The 16,725-nt window shown below is 44.2% G+C and carries 15 protein-coding genes and 1 other annotated feature; of the genes, 3 read left to right on the top strand and 12 right to left on the bottom strand.

The window, feature by feature from the left end; genetic code table 11:
• Positions 1–196: 196 nt before the first annotated feature.
• Positions 197–1,081 carry a deoxyribonuclease IV gene (gene nfo / locus R7190_RS12005; protein WP_017821508.1) on the bottom strand — a complete coding sequence of 295 codons (885 nt, stop codon included), beginning with the start codon at positions 1,079–1,081 and terminating at the stop codon, positions 197–199.
• Positions 1,082–1,407: 326 nt separating this feature from the next.
• Between nfo and grcA the strand changes: the two genes are divergently transcribed.
• Positions 1,408–1,785, top strand: coding sequence for an autonomous glycyl radical cofactor GrcA (gene grcA / locus R7190_RS12000; protein ID WP_005381814.1), 378 nt, complete (start codon positions 1,408–1,410; stop codon positions 1,783–1,785).
• Positions 1,786–1,895: 110 nt separating this feature from the next.
• Here the strand turns inward: grcA and R7190_RS11995 are convergent, their stop codons facing one another.
• From R7190_RS11995 to thrL, 5 genes are all read right to left on the bottom strand, one after another.
• Positions 1,896–2,555, bottom strand: coding sequence for an NADPH-dependent FMN reductase (locus tag R7190_RS11995; RefSeq protein ID WP_132936766.1), 660 nt, complete (start codon positions 2,553–2,555; stop codon positions 1,896–1,898).
• A gap of 139 nt (positions 2,556–2,694) precedes the next feature.
• Complete coding sequence (gene thrC, locus R7190_RS11990; protein WP_132936765.1) at positions 2,695–3,975, bottom strand: threonine synthase; 1,281 nt, start codon at positions 3,973–3,975, stop codon at positions 2,695–2,697.
• Positions 3,972–4,928, bottom strand: a complete 957-nt coding sequence (gene thrB, locus R7190_RS11985) for a homoserine kinase (protein WP_033906103.1) — start codon at positions 4,926–4,928, stop codon at positions 3,972–3,974. The genes thrC and thrB overlap by 4 nt, the downstream gene beginning before the upstream one ends.
• Before the next feature lie 20 nt (positions 4,929–4,948).
• Positions 4,949–7,408, bottom strand: a complete 2,460-nt coding sequence (thrA, locus tag R7190_RS11980; RefSeq protein ID WP_047102037.1) for a bifunctional aspartate kinase/homoserine dehydrogenase I — start codon at positions 7,406–7,408, stop codon at positions 4,949–4,951.
• 53 nt (positions 7,409–7,461) lie between these two features.
• Positions 7,462–7,581: a sequence feature (Thr leader region), on the bottom strand.
• Positions 7,517–7,594: a thr operon leader peptide gene (gene thrL, locus R7190_RS11975; protein ID WP_074192076.1), complete on the bottom strand. Its 78-nt coding sequence runs from the start codon at positions 7,592–7,594 to the stop codon at positions 7,517–7,519. Its footprint overlaps the feature before it by 65 nt.
• Before the next feature lie 423 nt (positions 7,595–8,017).
• On the opposite strand from thrL, the gene R7190_RS11970 reads away from it, so the two are divergent.
• Complete coding sequence (locus tag R7190_RS11970) at positions 8,018–8,488, top strand: hypothetical protein (protein WP_017633634.1); 471 nt, start codon at positions 8,018–8,020, stop codon at positions 8,486–8,488.
• Here the strand turns inward: R7190_RS11970 and R7190_RS11965 are convergent.
• Positions 8,485–8,967, bottom strand: coding sequence for a putative 4-hydroxy-4-methyl-2-oxoglutarate aldolase (locus tag R7190_RS11965; RefSeq protein WP_005381822.1), 483 nt, complete (start codon positions 8,965–8,967; stop codon positions 8,485–8,487). The genes R7190_RS11970 and R7190_RS11965 overlap by 4 nt on opposite strands.
• A 64-nt stretch (positions 8,968–9,031) precedes the next feature.
• Entirely contained in the window at positions 9,032–9,439 is a 408-nt protein-coding gene (locus tag R7190_RS11960) for a DUF3293 domain-containing protein (RefSeq protein WP_005381823.1), read from the bottom strand.
• A gap of 361 nt (positions 9,440–9,800) precedes the next feature.
• Here R7190_RS11960 and arcA point away from each other — a divergent pair, with 361 nt between their 5' ends.
• Complete coding sequence (gene arcA / locus R7190_RS11955; RefSeq protein WP_005381824.1) at positions 9,801–10,517, top strand: two-component system response regulator ArcA; 717 nt, start codon at positions 9,801–9,803, stop codon at positions 10,515–10,517.
• 85 nt (positions 10,518–10,602) lie between these two features.
• Here the strand turns inward: arcA and R7190_RS11950 are convergent, their stop codons facing one another.
• The 4 genes from R7190_RS11950 to R7190_RS11935 all read right to left on the bottom strand — a co-directional run bounded on the left by R7190_RS11950 (position 10,603) and on the right by R7190_RS11935 (position 16,386).
• Positions 10,603–11,052, bottom strand: coding sequence for a hypothetical protein (locus R7190_RS11950; RefSeq protein WP_054574283.1), 450 nt, complete (start codon positions 11,050–11,052; stop codon positions 10,603–10,605).
• A 1-nt stretch (position 11,053) separates the two neighbouring features.
• Complete coding sequence (gene arcB / locus R7190_RS11945) at positions 11,054–13,408, bottom strand: aerobic respiration two-component sensor histidine kinase ArcB (RefSeq protein WP_005381826.1); 2,355 nt, start codon at positions 13,406–13,408, stop codon at positions 11,054–11,056.
• A 237-nt stretch (positions 13,409–13,645) separates the two neighbouring features.
• Positions 13,646–15,391, bottom strand: a complete 1,746-nt coding sequence (locus R7190_RS11940) for a GGDEF domain-containing protein (protein ID WP_054728787.1) — start codon at positions 15,389–15,391, stop codon at positions 13,646–13,648.
• A gap of 35 nt (positions 15,392–15,426) precedes the next feature.
• The gene (locus tag R7190_RS11935) at positions 15,427–16,386 is read right to left on the bottom strand and encodes a TIGR01212 family radical SAM protein (RefSeq protein ID WP_005381829.1); all 960 of its coding nucleotides are present in this window, start codon (positions 16,384–16,386) and stop codon (positions 15,427–15,429) included.
• Between the last annotated feature and the right edge of the window lie 339 nt (positions 16,387–16,725).

The raw sequence follows: 16,725 nt of genomic DNA, 5'->3' as shown, positions 1-16,725 counted from the left end.
CTAATGCTTCTGTGGCGTTCGAAAATGCCCCTGTCCGGTAATGTGACGATTAGGCATCGGTAAGCGAAGCACACGACGAGTGTAAGTATAAGGAGTAAAAGAGAATGGTCGAGACATGTTGGCATCCTTCTTTGCTAATTCAGAGATTGATGTTCAATGACTAAGAAAGAAAGGTGCCAACTTTGTGGTTACGCCATTAACTGTCAATGGCCGCTAAATGGAATTGACGCAACGTGTTGATCTCTTGCTGCCAAATATCTGGATCAATTGTTTCCAAAATCAGAGGGATACCATCAAAACGAGGGTCTTTCGCGATGTACTCAAAGCAATCCCACCCGATCTCTCCTTTACCTAGAGAATGGTGGCGATCTACTTTGCTGGCAAACTCTACTTTTGAATCATTTAGATGCATTGCTCTTAAATAGTGCATACCTACGATACGGTCGAACTCTGCAAAGGTGCGCTCGCAATCTTCTTTTGTACGTAAGTCATAACCAGCCGTAAAGGTATGGCAGGTATCAATACAAACGCCGACACGATCTTTATCTTCCACTTGCTCGATGATTTCAGCTAGGTGCTCAAACTTCCAGCCTAAGTTAGTGCCTTGACCTGCCGTATTCTCGATAACAGCGATCACATTCGGCACCGCTTTATGCGCAAGATTGATCGACTCGGCGATCGTCGCGAGACACTCCTGTTCAGAGACTTTCTTTAGGTGACTGCCCGGATGGAAGTTAAGCAAAGTCAGCCCCAACTGATTACAACGCTCCATTTCATCAATAAATGCCGCGCGGGATTTATTCAGCTTTTCTTCTTCCGGCGCACCCAAGTTAATCAGATAAGAATCATGGGGAAGAATATGCTCTGCTCCGAAACCCAGCATTTTACAGTTCGCTTTAAACGCACTGATGGTTTTTGCTTCTAAAGGCTTCGCCACCCACTGGCGTTGGTTTTTTGTAAATAGTGCGAAGGCATTCGCGCCAATTTCACGAGCTCTCAACGGAGCTTGATCGACCCCACCAGCAGCAGAGACATGTGCACCAATGAGTTTATTCCCAAGCTTGTTTTTCATGTTTGTCATTTAATCACTTTAGACTTTCAGTATTGCTACCTAAATACAGATAGTTGCGTTAACCAGTTTAAACTTTAATCTCAATTTGTAGTAAATTTACAACAAAACCAGTTATTAAATATTTTTTATATTCTCAAATAAATTGTAATTAGTTTGTTTTCAAAGGTTTTATTGATTTAACTCAATAAAATCACCTTAATAAAAATAATGTTTTTGGTTGTTTTTTGACTTAAATCAATATTAAAATAGTGGATATTAGCTATATAATACTCAGCTCAACGAAAATTCGAAAATTAACACCAATAATCACCACGTAAGTGGTCTAGGAGATAGTGATGATCCAAGGTATCCAAATTACAAAAGCGGCAAACGACGACCTACTAAACTCTATCTGGCTATTAGATAGCGAAAAAAATGAAGCTCGTTGTGTTGCTGCAACTGCTGGCTACGAAGCAGACCAAGTTATCGCAATCAGCGACCTAGGTGAATACGAAAGCCGTGAAGTTGCAATCGAAACTGCTCCTCGTATCGAAGGCGGCCAACACCTAAACGTGAACGTGCTTAAACGCGAAACACTAGAAGATGCAGTTGCACACCCAGAGAAATACCCACAACTAACTATTCGTGTTTCTGGTTACGCAGTACGTTTTAACTCGCTAACTCCAGAGCAACAACGGGATGTAATCGCTCGTACTTTTACTGAGACTCTATAATCTCTCAGTAAACTAGCTCGCTAGAATTTAAAAAGCTTGGTCAGCAATGACCAAGCTTTTTTGTTTCAGAATCCTTCTAAACCCTTTCTATAATGGAAAGCAACTCGCCTCTAAGGTGCATTTCTTTGCGAAGGATCTTTCTGAAACGCTTGCGCTAAAGAGGTTGGATCAAGCCTATCTCTTTGCAGTGACGCCCCTTCTGCCCACCAAATCAATTGATGCATAGTGCGATTCATATAGTTGTCCCACTGCGTCTGCTCCGACTCATCCTCAGCAACGCCCTGTTCATCAAACACTTCTTGCGCTTTCGGAATGTGGATCATCGCAGAGACAGGTAGACATCCAAGTTCAGATAAGAAGGTACGCATAGAAACGGCAGCTCTAACACCACCCCATTGTCCGGCAGAATAGGTCACGATAGCACTCGGCTTGTAAGAAAACAGCGAACTGCCGAAATGGTTAAGTATGTTCGCCAAAGCAGGACTCATCGAATGGTTATATTCCGGGCTAACCATCACATACCCATCGGCCTGTTTGATTTTGTCTGCCAGCTCACTTAGGTGCTGCGGAACTTTAGAGCGGTGATAAGCAAACTCGGGCTTAAACACATCGCCAAAGTCGTAATTCAAAGGGTCGATGATTTCGACCGTATGTTGCGAATGTTGACTCGCGATGAGTTTTTCACACGCTTTACTGACTCGCATTCCTAAACGGGCTGGTCGTGGTGGCGTGCTGTTTCTCACTGAGCCAAGAAAAATCAAAAAATGCATGCTTCTCTTTCCATCTCATTTAGTTAAGTTCGTTTCTCAATCATAAAGAGAGTCAAAACTTACCGACAATAAAAAAGGTGAATGATTACTCATTCACCTCTCGTTATTTCTGTTTTTGATACTTACTATACTTTGAAGCTTACTGCACGCGGCGCAGTACTTGTTTCAATGCGTCAAAGTCTGCGTCGAGCTCTTCCGATAGCAGCTCCATCGCAGCGTGCTTCGCTAGTGGCGCAGGAAGGTCGATATCGGATTCTAGAATATCATCCACCACTTCTTTGAACTTCGCAGGGTGAGCAGTACATAGGAACAGACCGGTTTCACCGTCTTGCAATTGTTCTTCAAGCACTCGGTAAGCAATCGCACCATGCGGTTCGCATAGGTAGCCTAGAGCATGTAAATCTTTCACTGACTGTGCGCTTTGCTCATCAGATACTGCGCCTTTACCTAACGTCTCCAAGCCCCACTCTTTCACGCGGCACAGCTCTTCAATACGAGGCCAGTTGTTTGGTTGGCTCACGTCCATCGCGTTCGATGTTGTTGCGACTGTTGGTTTTGGCTCCCACTTACCTGTTTCTAGGTAGCGTGGCACAGTGTCATTGGCATTCGTTGCCGCGATAAAGCGCTTAATAGGTAGACCCAGTGCTTTTGCCAGTAGACCAGCAGTTAGGTTACCGAAGTTACCGCTTGGTACTGATACCACTAGGTTTTCACGCTCTTGCTTGCTCATTTGCGCAGCTGCTTCAAAGTAGTAACAGATTTGCGCCATCAAACGGCTGATGTTGATTGAGTTTGCAGAGTTCAGACCGATCTCTTCACGCAGTGCTGAATCACCAAAAGCTTGCTTAACCAGTGCCTGACACGCATCGAAGTCTCCATCGATCGCGACAGTGTGAATGTTTTTACCAAGCGTACAGAATAGCTTCTCTTGCAGTGGGCTGATCTTACCTTTCGGGTAAAGAATCACAACGTTGATGTCTTCCATACCGTAGAAAGCATGTGCAACCGCTGCGCCAGTATCGCCAGAAGTTGCCGTTAGGATAGTGATCTTGCCGCCATCCGAAACCGCAGCAAGAGATTGCGCCATAAAGCGACCACCAAAGTCTTTAAACGCAAGCGTTGGACCATGGAACAGCTCCAGTGCGTAAACACCGTCTTTTACTTGGTTGATAGGCGCAGGGAATTGAAATGCAGCATCAACAAGAGCATTCACTTGCTCTTCTGCAAGTTCATCTCCAATTAACGCCGATAGAATCTTAGTGCTACGAGAGACAAAGTCTTCTGCAAGCAGCGCATCGATATCTTCAAATTTTGGTAATTCCGATGGGAAAAATAGGCCTTGATTGCGACCTAACCCTTGGCGAACGGCTTGGCCAAAGGAAACTTGTTCATCATTTTCTTTTATATTGTAAAGCTTCATAGCTCACTTCCTGTTACTTTCGAACCCTGCTTATCTAGACGACAAACGTGGACGAATCCTTCTTCGTTTTGTACGTAGTTCTGTTCTAACCAGCGAGCAACTCGCTCAGCGACATCTTTCTCTTTGCAAATACTGAACAGTGTTGGACCACTGCCAGAAATACCGGTTGCTAACGCACCTGCTGATGCAGCGTATTGACGTGCATTCGCAAAACCTGGAAGCAGTTTCTCACGATACGGTTCTGCGATCACGTCTTTGATCATTTTTGCAGCAAGTTCTGGCTGACCAGAATGACACGCATGAATAAAGCCCGCAAGGTGGCGACCATGAGCAATGATATCTTGTCGGCGGTATTGAGATGGTAGGATCTCACGCGCTTCCGCCGTTGATACCTTGATACCCGGATACGCCATCACCCAGTACCAATCATCAAAGCAAGGCACTTCTTGACTGATGATACCCAACTCTTCAAGCATCAGTTGCACACCACCAAGGTAACATGGCGCAACGTTGTCGTAGTGAATACCACCAGAGATCTTGCCTTCCATCTCTCCCATCAGCGCCAATAATTCTGTCTCGTTAAGTGGCTGTCCATGGAATCGGTTCAATGCATCTAATGCAGCGACGATAGAACATGCACTTGAGCCTAAACCAGAGCCAATTGGCATGTTCTTTTCTAGCGTCATCTCAAGTGGTTTTAGCTCAACGCCTTTTTTGTCTAACTCACGAGCAAACACGAGCCAACAGTCGTAGACGATGTTGTCTTTTGGTTCAGTTGGCAATTTCTCAACAAAATCACCCGCCGTTTTAAGGCTGAACGGATCAGCCCCAGATTTCACCAATACACGGTCACCCAATAGTGTGCCATCCACTGGAGACACGGCCGCCCCCAGCACATCAAAGCCAACGCTTACATTACCAATTGATGCTGGGGCATAAACCACTACATCCATATCACTTGAACTCATTATTGTTATACCCCTAGTTTCCAACCTAAAGTACGCATCACGTCAGAAAATACACCCGCAGCCGTTACTTCGGTGCCTGCACCATAGCCACGTAACACTAGTGGGATTGGCTGATAGTAACGGCTGTAAAATGCCAGTGCGTTTTCACCGTCCTTGATTTTATACATTGGATCGTTTTCATCCACCGCTGCGATGCTTACTGTGCACTTGCCCTCATTAATCTCACCAACGTAGCGCAGTACTTTGCCTTCTTCCGCTGCCTTTGCAGATAATTCTTTAAAGTAAGCGTCTGCTTCAGGTAAACGCGCCATAAATTCATCAACGCTACCAGAATCATCAAAACCTGGTGGCAGTGCTTGATCAACCACAACGTCTTCTAGTTCTAGAGACATGCCTGCTTCACGAGCTAGGATCAGAAGCTTACGCGCGACATCCATACCAGAAAGATCATCACGAGGATCCGGTTCAGTAAAACCATTTTCTTTTGCGATATTAGTAGCTTCACTTAGGCTCATACCTTCATCTAACTTACCGAAGATGTATGACAGAGAGCCAGAAAGAATACCGCTAAAGCGCTCTAGCTCATCACCCGCTGAGATTAGGTTTTGCAGGTTTTCGATTACCGGTAGACCCGCCCCCACAGTTGTTTCGTACATCAGCTTGCGACGAGAGCTGCGCGCAACATCGCGAAGCTGATGGTAGTAAGCCATGCTTGCTGTGTTTGCTTTTTTATTTGGTGTAACGACATGGAAACCAGCTGCTAGGAAATCAGCGTATTGGTTCGCGATATCTTCACTTGATGTACAGTCAACCAATACTGGGTTGATGATGTGGTTACGTTGAACCAAAGAAATCAAACGCGCTAGGCTGAACTCTTCTGTCGCTGCCGACATACGATCACGCCAATGCTCGAGTGGCAGACCTTCACTATCAAGTAAAAGACCTTTGCTGTTTGCCAAGCCGCACACGCGGATCACGATGCCTTTCTCTGCAAGCTTCGCCTGTTGACGCTCGATCTGATCCACCAGCTCACCACCAACGCCACCAATACCAACCACGAATACGTCTAAGAAGTGCTTAGAGTTGAATAGGTTTTCGTGACACGCTTTGATCGCTTCAGAGATTTTATCTTCAGGAATCACGGCTGAGATAGCACGCTCAGATGAGCCCTGTGCGATGGCTACAATGTTTACGTTCACTTCAGCAAGAGATGAGAAGAAGCGAGATGCAACACCGCGCGATGTACGCATGCCGTCACCAACCAACGTTATGATTGAAACATTATCAATAAACTCGACCGGCTCTAATAAGCTATCTTTCAGTTCCAACTCAAACGCATCGGCCAGTACTTGTTGCGCTTTTGCTTTATCTTCTGCCTCAATACAGAAGCTAATGCTGTACTCAGAAGAAGACTGAGTAATAAGAACAATAGACACACCAGCGGAAGACATTGCGCCAAATACGCGGCTTGCCATGCCAACCATACCCTTCATACCTGGGCCGGAGACGTTAACCATGGTTAGGTCGTTTAGCGTCGTGATACCTTTGATCGCCAGATTGTCTTCACCAGTGTCTTGCCCAATCAGAGTTCCTGCACCTTGTGGGTTAAAGCTGTTTTTGATCAGACATGGGATGTGGAACTGCGCGATAGGAGCAATGGTCTTCGGATGCAAAACGGAAGCACCGAAGTAAGAAAGCTCCATTGCTTCTTGGTAGCTAAGAGATTTAAGTAAGCGAGCATCTTCCACTAAACGAGGGTCGCAGTTGTATACACCATCTACGTCAGTCCAGATCTCACAACAATCTGCGCGCAGACACGCCGCAAGAACCGCCGCCGAATAATCAGAGCCATTGCGACCAAGTGTTACCAATTCACCTTTCTCGTTACCTGCGGTAAAGCCAGGCATGATATTCACATGGCCCAGAGGAAGAGGGTTTTGGCGGAAGTTTTGCGTTGAAACATCTACATCAACCATGGCTTCAAGGTGATCACCTTTTGCGTATAGGTATTCAACTGGGTCGATAAGATGCGCAGGTTGGCCTTTCGCTTCAAGCACTGCCTTCATCAATTGAATTGAAACGCGTTCGCCTTTGCTGATGATGCGTGCATTGACGTTATTTGGGCACATGCCAAGAAGGTTGATGCCATGAACGAACTGGCGTAATTGAGAGAGAGAAGTTTTCACTTGGTTATCGAAAGCTGAACCATCGATATTGGGTAGTACTGCTTGGATTTGAGTGAAGAGCGTTTTAAACGACTCCTCCAACTCTTTGATTTGTAGTTCTGCTTCACCATTGCGCAATGCGCCTTCAATGACCGCAACCAATTTGTTTGTTGTTTTACCAGGAGCGGAAAGAACAACCGCTACTTCTTCTTGTTGAGCGTTATTGGCAATAATGTCTGCCGCTCTCAAAAAGCGATCTGCATCAGCTAGTGATGATCCGCCAAACTTCAATACTCGCATCCCTTCCTCCGGTATATCTTCTTAAATTTGTCTAAATTCTGGATAAAAAAGCATAAAAAAAGGCCTGTATCTTGTTGGATACAGGCCTTTTTTGTGAATTTCTTTCGCTCAGCAGCCTGCCCCAACATGTGTCGTGTCGGTAATAATAATGGTCGTGGTCATTACTACTAGGCTGTTAGATGGCATAAATAAATATTCAACGTTAATTGTGTTTGCTTAACTCTACGTTTACCGAGTTTCTGATACATAGTCAACAAAAAATTGTTTGTTTTTCCATCTTTCAGAGATTTCTGCTAAGCAATGTCATTGATATTTATAGTTAATTACACATTATTGATCATTTGGAAATCTACAGTTAGTTTTTGTAAAGGACTTAACTATCATCACCAGTTCGGTTTTTTATCTAATAACTAGTCTAATCTTTGCCATAAAACGTACGATCAAATAATTCGAGAGGGTTGTGACACATAACAACAACTTAACTGTGACTTATGTTCATAGGATCGAATTATTTAGAAAATAGGTGAGCTAGCTTTCATATTCTATGCTTTAATAGTGAGAAGCTTTGGGCGCATACTAATAAAAAAGTTGACACAAGGAGTGGTGAACATGAAAAGAGGGCTTTTTCTGTTGCTGTTTTTTGTGCCTGGTGTTTGTCTAGCAAACGAACTTCCGCCGCTTCCAGGTAAAACATCCCCTTCTCCTCATAAGCTATTCATTTCCAGCGACAGTTATCAGTCTGACAGTTTTGATGTTTGGAATATCGATACGGGTTACGCTTACGAGCTTTTTGATTCGGTAGACGTTTATGTCGGTGCGCGAGTCAATAACTCTCCTACCCAAAATCAAAGTGGTTTTTTGAGCGGGATCAGCTATCACTTTAATGATCGTGTCACGCTGAAAAGTACAGTTCGCTCTTACAAGAACGAAACAGTGGAAGGTATTCGCCAAGACGACAGTAGCCTCGCGGCTGAAGTCTCAAGTCGCGTAAAAATTACCGATAAACTGGATCTTCACGCGACTCTTGATTACCAAGATTGGCAACAAGGCTTTGAGGTTGGTTTAGGCTTTCGTTTTTAGAAGTCCAGCTTTTGCTTAGAAATCAATACACCGTTCCAGTCCGCGTAAACGTAGTGCTTAGGTTGAACGATTTGGTTTTGCATCGTTAAGGTTACGTTTACCTCTCCTATCCCGCGTTTCTCTGTTTTAAACGGGTTGGTGCCAAGAGCTTGAACGCCAATGTCCATTTGAGATATTTGTGCTACATCGCGTATTGCACCATAGACAATGATGCCTTCCCACCCATTTTCTATTCCGAGTATCGCTAATTGATCGCCGAGTAATGCTCTCTGACACGATCCATGTCCGTCAACAATCAATACTTTACCCGTTCCATCTTCGCCCAGTACTTCACGCACTTTCGAGTTATCGTGATAGCAGCGCACCGTAACGATTTCACCGTAAAAAGCGCTACGTTGACCAAAGTTCTGCAATGGTAAAGTAAGCAAGCTCACTTGGTCTTCAAATTGGTCACAAATATCGGGTGTAATGTCTCTCATATTTCCTCCGTGAATTTTCTCACCCAAGCGGTGCTTCAGTGAGCAGTATCCTTTTCTATACCTTCTATACGAGCCGAGGTTTAATGGAGCCTAACGTATGAAAAACTTTCGGCTGCGAGCACGCAATAAGATAAAGTTGGTCATTAATGACGTAATAAATCGCGTTTTGTTGAAAGTCACTCGCCAATTCAACGGCTACCTCTGGCGACAACTCGACGGCAAAGCTTTCCTCATACCATGTAAAAGCGCTATCACCTACCGTGACAGGCGCGTAATTAACGTGCTGTAGCTGTTTTTCTAACGCGTGATTGTTTATGCTGTTCTCTTCTTTGGACCTCAAGTTACTGTATGGGTTCCAAGCGGTTATCACAGCATAGTTTGAAACACGCCACTCGGCTTCGAATCTGAAAAAAGATTCTGAATAAGCATTCCATAACGATGCGTCTATGTTCTTATTACTTTTTTCTATCATAAGTCTTAAACGATTAATAACAGTTACATTTCATCAATTGATATAAATCAACAAACTGAATGGAATTAACATTTGAGCATTGTTAGCATGCTGTTAACAATATAAAATCCGCTCAATATCTTAGGGTGTTTACGTTTCAGGCCCCACTGAAAGCAGGAAATGAAAGGTAAACAAGCCCTTTAGAATAAACGTCGCCATTGGATACTGGTGAGTTGGCAAAATTCCATGGAGGGCGGATAACTGAAAGAAGTGTTTTTTTGATCAACTTGATTTATTATCAAAATCACATTACCTGTATGTTATATTTTTGCCTAGAATTTATTCTATTAGCACAATTTTGTCACAAATTTAGGTACCGCCAATGCAAACCCCGCAGATTCTTATCGTTGAAGATGAGCAAGTAACTCGTAACACTCTTAAGAGTATTTTTGAAGCAGAGGGATACGCTGTTTTTGAAGCCAGTGACGGTGAAGAGATGCACCAAGTGTTGTCTGATAACTCAGTCAACTTGGTTATTATGGACATTAATCTTCCAGGCAAGAATGGCCTTCTACTAGCGCGTGAATTACGCGAGCAAGCGAACATTGCTTTAATGTTCCTGACAGGCCGTGACAATGAAGTAGACAAGATCCTAGGTCTTGAGATTGGTGCAGATGACTACATCACTAAACCATTCAATCCACGTGAACTAACTATTCGTGCACGTAACCTACTTAGTCGCTCAATGAGCTCTAACGCGGTGCAAGAAGAGAAGCGCTCGGTAGAAAAGTATGAATTCAACGGTTGGGTACTAGACATCAACAGCCGCTCTCTAGTAAGCCCTGCTGGTGATAGCTACAAGCTACCTCGCTCTGAGTTCCGCGCATTACTGCACTTCTGTGAGAACCCGGGTAAGATTCAAACTCGTGCAGATCTTCTTAAGAAGATGACTGGTCGTGAACTTAAGCCACACGACCGTACTGTAGACGTAACGATTCGTCGTATCCGTAAGCACTTTGAGTCTGTTTCAGGTACGCCAGAAATCATCGCCACTATCCACGGCGAAGGTTACCGCTTCTGTGGCGATCTAGAAGACTAGATTTAACCGCTAATATGCAAAGGGCTTGCTCATTGAGCAAGCCCTTTTTGTTTTAGGTCTAACGACTAATGCAACATCATTGCGGTTAATAAACCTTGTTAATCTTCACGTACTTTTCGACTAACCAACGCTGTTTACCCGCATCGTCTAGAAGCACTGCGATATCAACCGATTTTTCTGTGTTCACATCAATGTGAGACGAGAACGCCACCTCCCATCGGCTTTCACTGTGCGTTCGAGTATCTAAAGACGCACTGTCCACCAACCACTCTTTTTGCCCCTGTTTAATAATAAGAGCTTCTGCCGTTAGATTTGCAGGAAGTAACTGATCTCCTTCGAGGTAAAGTGCACCTTGAATACTTTGCTCTTCCACGTCCCCAATATTCGGCATGAGGTTCACCCATAAATTACTTTTGAGCTCAACATTAACCTCATTAATCGTAATCTGACTGTTTTGTTGCCAATTCACATTTGGAACGGAACTACAGCCTGCCATCAATGCCATGACTAACGCCAATGGTGCGATTCTTTTCATGTTATTTCCTTTGTTCCAACCAACTTTTGAGGACTTGAATATCGTTTTGGTATTCATTTTTGATCTCTTCAACCCAGTCTGAAATGTTTTCCCACCATGCAGGCATATCGGGCGATTGCGCTTTTTGCGCCACACTTTGGATACGTTTCAGGCCAATTGAACCTGCAGCACCTTTGATTTTATGCGCTTCAGAAACAATCCCATCTTGATCTTTCGCTGTCATGTTCGAATCTAAGACATCGATATAGTCTGGCATCATATCTTCAAACATTTTTATGCTGTCGTAGACAGGTTTTGCACCAACAATGTCGACGTAAGACTCTAACATATCCATATCGAGCAAATGTGTCTCAATCACAGGAGAAGGCACTGGCTCTTCCACTGTTTCGGGACCGCTCACCACTTCCTTAGGTTGTTCTAACTGGTGAGCGAAGAATTTATCAATCACTGACTGAATAGCATTCACTGCCAGCGGCTTACTGATCGCATCATCCATGCCGTTATCTAAGTATTCACGACGATCTTTCATTACATTAGCAGTTAAGGCGACCAATGGAGGAAGATTGTTATAATGCTTGCGGTAATAATTGGCGACATCAAAGCCCGTCATATCAGGCAGTTGGATATCCAACAACGCTAAGTCGTATTTTTCTGGCACAAAGTTCACTAACGCTTCTTGGCCCGTCATTGCCACGGTGACAGAGTGCCCTAGGCTCTCAAGTAACGATTTAGCCACAGTTACGTTAAGCTCGATGTCTTCGACCATAAATATGTTGAGGCGCACATTGTCGCGTTTCGCATCAATGACTGGCTCAGCTAGTTCAACAATCGGAACGTGGATCGATACAGTAAAAGTGCTACCAAAGCCTTCCTCACTGGTAACCGTAATGTCACCATCCATCATATTGATCAGTTGCTTAGATACCGCCAAACCAATACCTGTACCGACCGCATGCAGGTTGTCCTTGCCTGATTTCACTTGGTAGTACATCGCAAAGATCTTATCTAGCTCTTCGTCTGGGATACCAATACCAGTGTCTTCCACTTCCATAATAATGGTCGCAAAATCGTCTTCGACATCCGCGCTCACTGTCATCACAACGCCACCTTCTTTGGTGAACTTCATTGCGTTGCTGACCAAGTTCCAAATCACCTGACGTAGACGGGTTGCATCCACTTCAATTGCTTTTGGCAAGTCGCTTAAACGTTCTAAGTCAAAGCGTAACCCTTTTTGTTCCGCCATCAGAGCAGAGATACTCTCAATCTCTGCGACGAAGTCTTCGAAGTTAAGTGGCGCAGGTAATAGTTCTAACTTACGGCGATCAAATTTATCCATATCGATAATATCGTTGAAGATGTTACCTAGAGTAATCGCACTCACATTGATGGTCTGCATGTGTTTACGCTGCTCTTCTGTCAACGGACTATCTAGAAGCATACGACTTAAGCCTACAATGCCATTCAGCGGCGTTCGCAGCTCATGACTGATGGTTGAGATGAAGGTAGTTTTGTCGCGGCTTGCTTTCTCTAACGACTCTTCATGGCGCTTACGTTCAGTGATATCACGACCGAACCCAACGAGACCAAGGTGGCGGCCATCTTTGCTGTAAAATGGCACTTTACGCAGCTCAAAGTAATGCTTGCGACCATCTGGGTATTCGAGCCATTGCTCGTAAGTAATTGCTTGATTATCGGCAAAAACCTTTTGGTCAGTATCAACGATATGCTCGGCGATTTCTTTGCTATACACATCCCAAGGGCTTAATCCGACTAACTGGTGCTCTTTCTTGCCCGTTAGCTCTTCCATCGCGCGGTTACAGCCAGAGAAAACACCATCCGCATTGCGGTAGTAAATTAAGTCTGGTGAGGCATCAATAAATGAACGCAGTAATGCGGTACGTTCTGCCAACTCTAATTGAGTACGTTCGCGTTGGAACACCTCATTTTCGAGGTCTTGCATCGCCTCTTCACGTGCTTCTTCCGCTTTAATACGCTCTTCAATTTCTTGGTTAAGCTTTTCAATGTTTTGTTGAAGTTGGTAATTCAGCTCTTGATCTCGCGAACGCATGTCCTTCAGTTTGGACACCAGCTTAGTTAAACGCTGGCGAGACTCTTCTAGTTGATCGACAACCACAGAGAGGAAGTAAACCGCCCAAGGGGTGATCAATAGACCAAAAAACACCGAACGGACAATGTCGATATCATCTACTCGCCCTTTGAGAGCTAAAGTAATCCCTACCTGCACCACAACAGCTAATGCCACCAGCGCAAGGGCTAGCAAAATAGAGAAGCGAACAATCCCCAGTTTGACTAGCAAGTCGACATAATACTGGGCGAGATTTTTCATGGGTTTCATTAACTACTCCATGGTGGTGGCTAGATAGCGCCATTCGATGATGAAAAACAGGTAAATGCACTCGACCTAACGCAATTTAGGTCTGTTTGATTAGTGAAAAACACACGGTGCGATCTGCTCTTGTGATACGAGATAAAAAGATAAACCAACGAGCGCACAGGCTTGTGTAAGTTTAACGTGTTTAATACGGTGATTTAAACAATCAGCTATCAACTTAGAGCAAGCGGTCACAAAGCGTTAGCAAGAACTGGGGTGAATACAAGTGCGATTACGTCCATCAGCTTTAGCTTGATATAACGCACTGTCAGCCATAGCGATGCCCATTTCGGGTTCATCACCATGCTGAGGAATGTAAGAGACCAGACCGATACTGACGGTAAGGCGTTCAGATGCTTCTGAACTGTCGTGTTCCATATCAAGCTGTAGAATTTTCTCATGAATACGCTGTGCTACGTTGCGCGCACCTTCCGTGGTGGTATTCGGCAAGATAAAACCAAACTCCTCGCCACCATAACGCGCAACACAATCCGAAGAACGATTGATGACTTGTGTAAACACGGTAGCAACACTGACTAACGCTTCATCACCTTGTTGGTGACCGTAACAGTCGTTGTAATCTTTGAAAAAGTCGATGTCACATAACATGATGGTGAGCGGCAGCTTTTCTCTAGCATGGTGGTACCACAATACCTGCAGTTGTTCATCGAAACGGCGTCGGTTCGATACTTGAGTTAAGCTATCCATAAAGCTCAATTTTTCTAACTCTAGGTTGGCTTTTTCCAACTTTTGTTCTGCAAGATAACGCTCAGAAATATCACGCGCCATGATCAGCACACCATTCGTTCCTGATGCTTTATCTTTAAAAGGCGATTTCACCACATCAAACCACGTACTTTTACCATCACTACTCACGACTTTATCTATGTATCGAACTGGCTCTAACTGGCGTAATGCTTCTAAGTCACTGTCTGCTAAGCGCGCGTACATCTCTTTAGGAATCACGTCTTGGAGGCGCTTACCTATCAAATCAGAAATTTTTGAAATTCCTAACGCCTTAACAAAAGGCTGATTACACGCTTGATAGACCATGTTCTCATTGAAAATACCAATAGAGTCCGGACTGGCATCCAGAATCGTTTGTAAGATAGTATCTCTTTGCGCTAGCGCCACCTCTGTATCTTTGCGACGCTCCATTTCATCTCGCAGATTCTGTTGCATCTTGTGCCATTCAGTCACGTCATGACTAATAGACAGCGTACCGATAAGCTCACCACTCGGCGAAACAAGAGAGTTTTGATTGACTTCCAGTAAGCAACTTCGACCTTGTGGATCCGTTGTCCATTTACGTTCGCTTTTTCTGGTCATCTCACCCAAGGTCTTGGATGCGCAAGCTTCTTCCCTTCGCCCTTGCCAGAATTGATCAAATGCTCGATTGGTCGTTAACAGATTGCCTTGGCGGTCTTGGGTACAAATCAGCTCTGAAAGTGAGTCTAATGCCGAACGTGCGATGATTAATTGTGCAAGTTCTTGTTGCTGCTCTTGGTGAGTGGCTTGATATGGCTGAGCATAAAGAATCCAAACTCGATGATTGCGCAATAAACTCTTTCTGCCTGACAGCTCCACTTTAATAGATTCACTATCAGATAGTCGCCAGTCAAAAGCCTGCTGACGAAAATGACGACTAGAGAAGCGATCGAGAAACTGCTCAAGCTCATGAATATCGAATAAAGCAGGATACAAATACCCCGTTCCCAAAGAGCGAATGCCTAATAACTGCATCGCAGCCCGGTTAGATAGCAAGAGCTGAGCATGGCTAGTGTCCACCACTATGACTGGATAGGGAGAATCCGTTACTAGTTGCTTAAGTGACGTCTGAAAGTGCAAATAGATCAGTGCTAACGCGCACACGCCTGCGATTAATAACAAGACGACATAGCCATAACCGCCTTGACCACCCCAAAGCCAATTGAGTAACTGATCCATCGTTTAAACCTTCAAAGAACACTGGTTAAAATATATCAGTTATTTATTGAGCGATCTGCTATTAATTCCGGTTTAGTATAGATAAAGGCATTCCCCGTAAGGCTCCCTTGCGCACCATGAGCACTGAGATCTCGACCAATTTCCGTCATCGCTAGCCAACGGTTTTCACACCACAGAGGCGATAATAACGTGGGCCTCCTAGCTGCTGATGAAACGCGATGATAAATCACATCTGGTGGTGTCATACGAATCATTTCACTGGCGATCGCAACATATTCTTCTAATTCAGGGGCTTCTAGCTTTCCAGCACGCCAAGCTTTCGCCATGGTGCTACCTTCGACAATATGCAAGCCATGTAACTTGATGCCATCCGTTCCCACGGCCAACACTTTTTGCAGCGTTTCAATATTTTCGGCGCGGGTTTCTTTGGGTAAACCCACAATTAAGTGAGTACAAACCTTGATTCCGAGTGTTCGCGCACGCTTAGTGATTTCGGCATAACACTCAAAGTCATGACCACGATTGATACGTTTTAGGGTGTCATTGTTGGCGGTTTGAAGACCTAGTTCTAGCCAAATTTCATAACCTTGCTGTACATAGCCCGACAGTAAATCCAATACCGCATCAGGGACGCAATCAGGACGCGTCCCCACACAAAGACCAACCATGTCTGCAGCCTTTAGTGCTTCCTCATACATGTTTTTGAGAACTTGTACTTCGGCATAGGTACTGGTGTAGGCCTGAAAATAAGCGAGATATTTTTTCGCTCTGTGAATTTCACCTGCGCGATCTTTTAACTGTTCGTGAATGCTTTTTATCTGGACTTCTTCATCTGCAAACGAAGCCACATTGCAAAATGTACATCCTCCCCGCCCAATCGTGCCATCGCGGTTAGGGCAACTAAATCCACCGTGCAATGTTAACTTATGAACCTTTTCACCGTATCGACGCTGAAGATCTTGGCCGATTGTATTGACCAACTCATGTAACTGCATAAATTCTCACCAACAATAAATCGTAATCAATCTCACTACGATCTGTGTAAATAAATTACATCCCTGCAAGAAAAAACACACAATATTAATCAATTCAAACACCCACCATGCGGGTCAAAATCAATAAACTTGCATAATTAAAGACAAAAATCGTTCATGTTGCGTAAATGTTAAACTAAAAATGCATAATTAAACGAAAAAATTGGGTCACAACGCCGACTTTTTCATTGCATTCTGAAGTGACAAAATTGTAGGATACTTACACAACCCCGTTATTTTTGTGACTTTTATTACAAAGCACACTGCGGGATTTGTCGGTGTTATCCCACTCCTACCTAT

Source organism: Vibrio sp. 1078-1, assembly GCF_033340475.1.
This window is presented reverse-complemented; position numbering and strand designations above follow the sequence as displayed.

Coding starts and splice junctions, on each gene's coding strand:
- grcA (WP_005381814.1), top strand. CDS start 1,408: ATGATCCAAGGTATCCAAATTACAAAAGCGGCAAACGACGACCTACTA.
- nfo (WP_017821508.1), bottom strand. CDS start 1,081: ATGACAAACATGAAAAACAAGCTTGGGAATAAACTCATTGGTGCACAT.
- arcA (WP_005381824.1), top strand. CDS start 9,801: ATGCAAACCCCGCAGATTCTTATCGTTGAAGATGAGCAAGTAACTCGT.
- thrB (WP_033906103.1), bottom strand. CDS start 4,928: ATGGATGTAGTGGTTTATGCCCCAGCATCAATTGGTAATGTAAGCGTT.
- R7190_RS11995 (WP_132936766.1), bottom strand. CDS start 2,555: ATGCATTTTTTGATTTTTCTTGGCTCAGTGAGAAACAGCACGCCACCA.
- R7190_RS11960 (WP_005381823.1), bottom strand. CDS start 9,439: ATGATAGAAAAAAGTAATAAGAACATAGACGCATCGTTATGGAATGCT.
- R7190_RS11940 (WP_054728787.1), bottom strand. CDS start 15,391: ATGGATCAGTTACTCAATTGGCTTTGGGGTGGTCAAGGCGGTTATGGC.
- R7190_RS11965 (WP_005381822.1), bottom strand. CDS start 8,967: ATGAGAGACATTACACCCGATATTTGTGACCAATTTGAAGACCAAGTG.
- R7190_RS11950 (WP_054574283.1), bottom strand. CDS start 11,052: ATGAAAAGAATCGCACCATTGGCGTTAGTCATGGCATTGATGGCAGGC.
- arcB (WP_005381826.1), bottom strand. CDS start 13,408: ATGAAACCCATGAAAAATCTCGCCCAGTATTATGTCGACTTGCTAGTC.
- thrC (WP_132936765.1), bottom strand. CDS start 3,975: ATGAAGCTTTACAATATAAAAGAAAATGATGAACAAGTTTCCTTTGGC.
- R7190_RS11970 (WP_017633634.1), top strand. CDS start 8,018: ATGAAAAGAGGGCTTTTTCTGTTGCTGTTTTTTGTGCCTGGTGTTTGT.
- thrL (WP_074192076.1), bottom strand. CDS start 7,594: ATGCCATCTAACAGCCTAGTAGTAATGACCACGACCATTATTATTACC.
- R7190_RS11935 (WP_005381829.1), bottom strand. CDS start 16,386: ATGCAGTTACATGAGTTGGTCAATACAATCGGCCAAGATCTTCAGCGT.
- thrA (WP_047102037.1), bottom strand. CDS start 7,408: ATGCGAGTATTGAAGTTTGGCGGATCATCACTAGCTGATGCAGATCGC.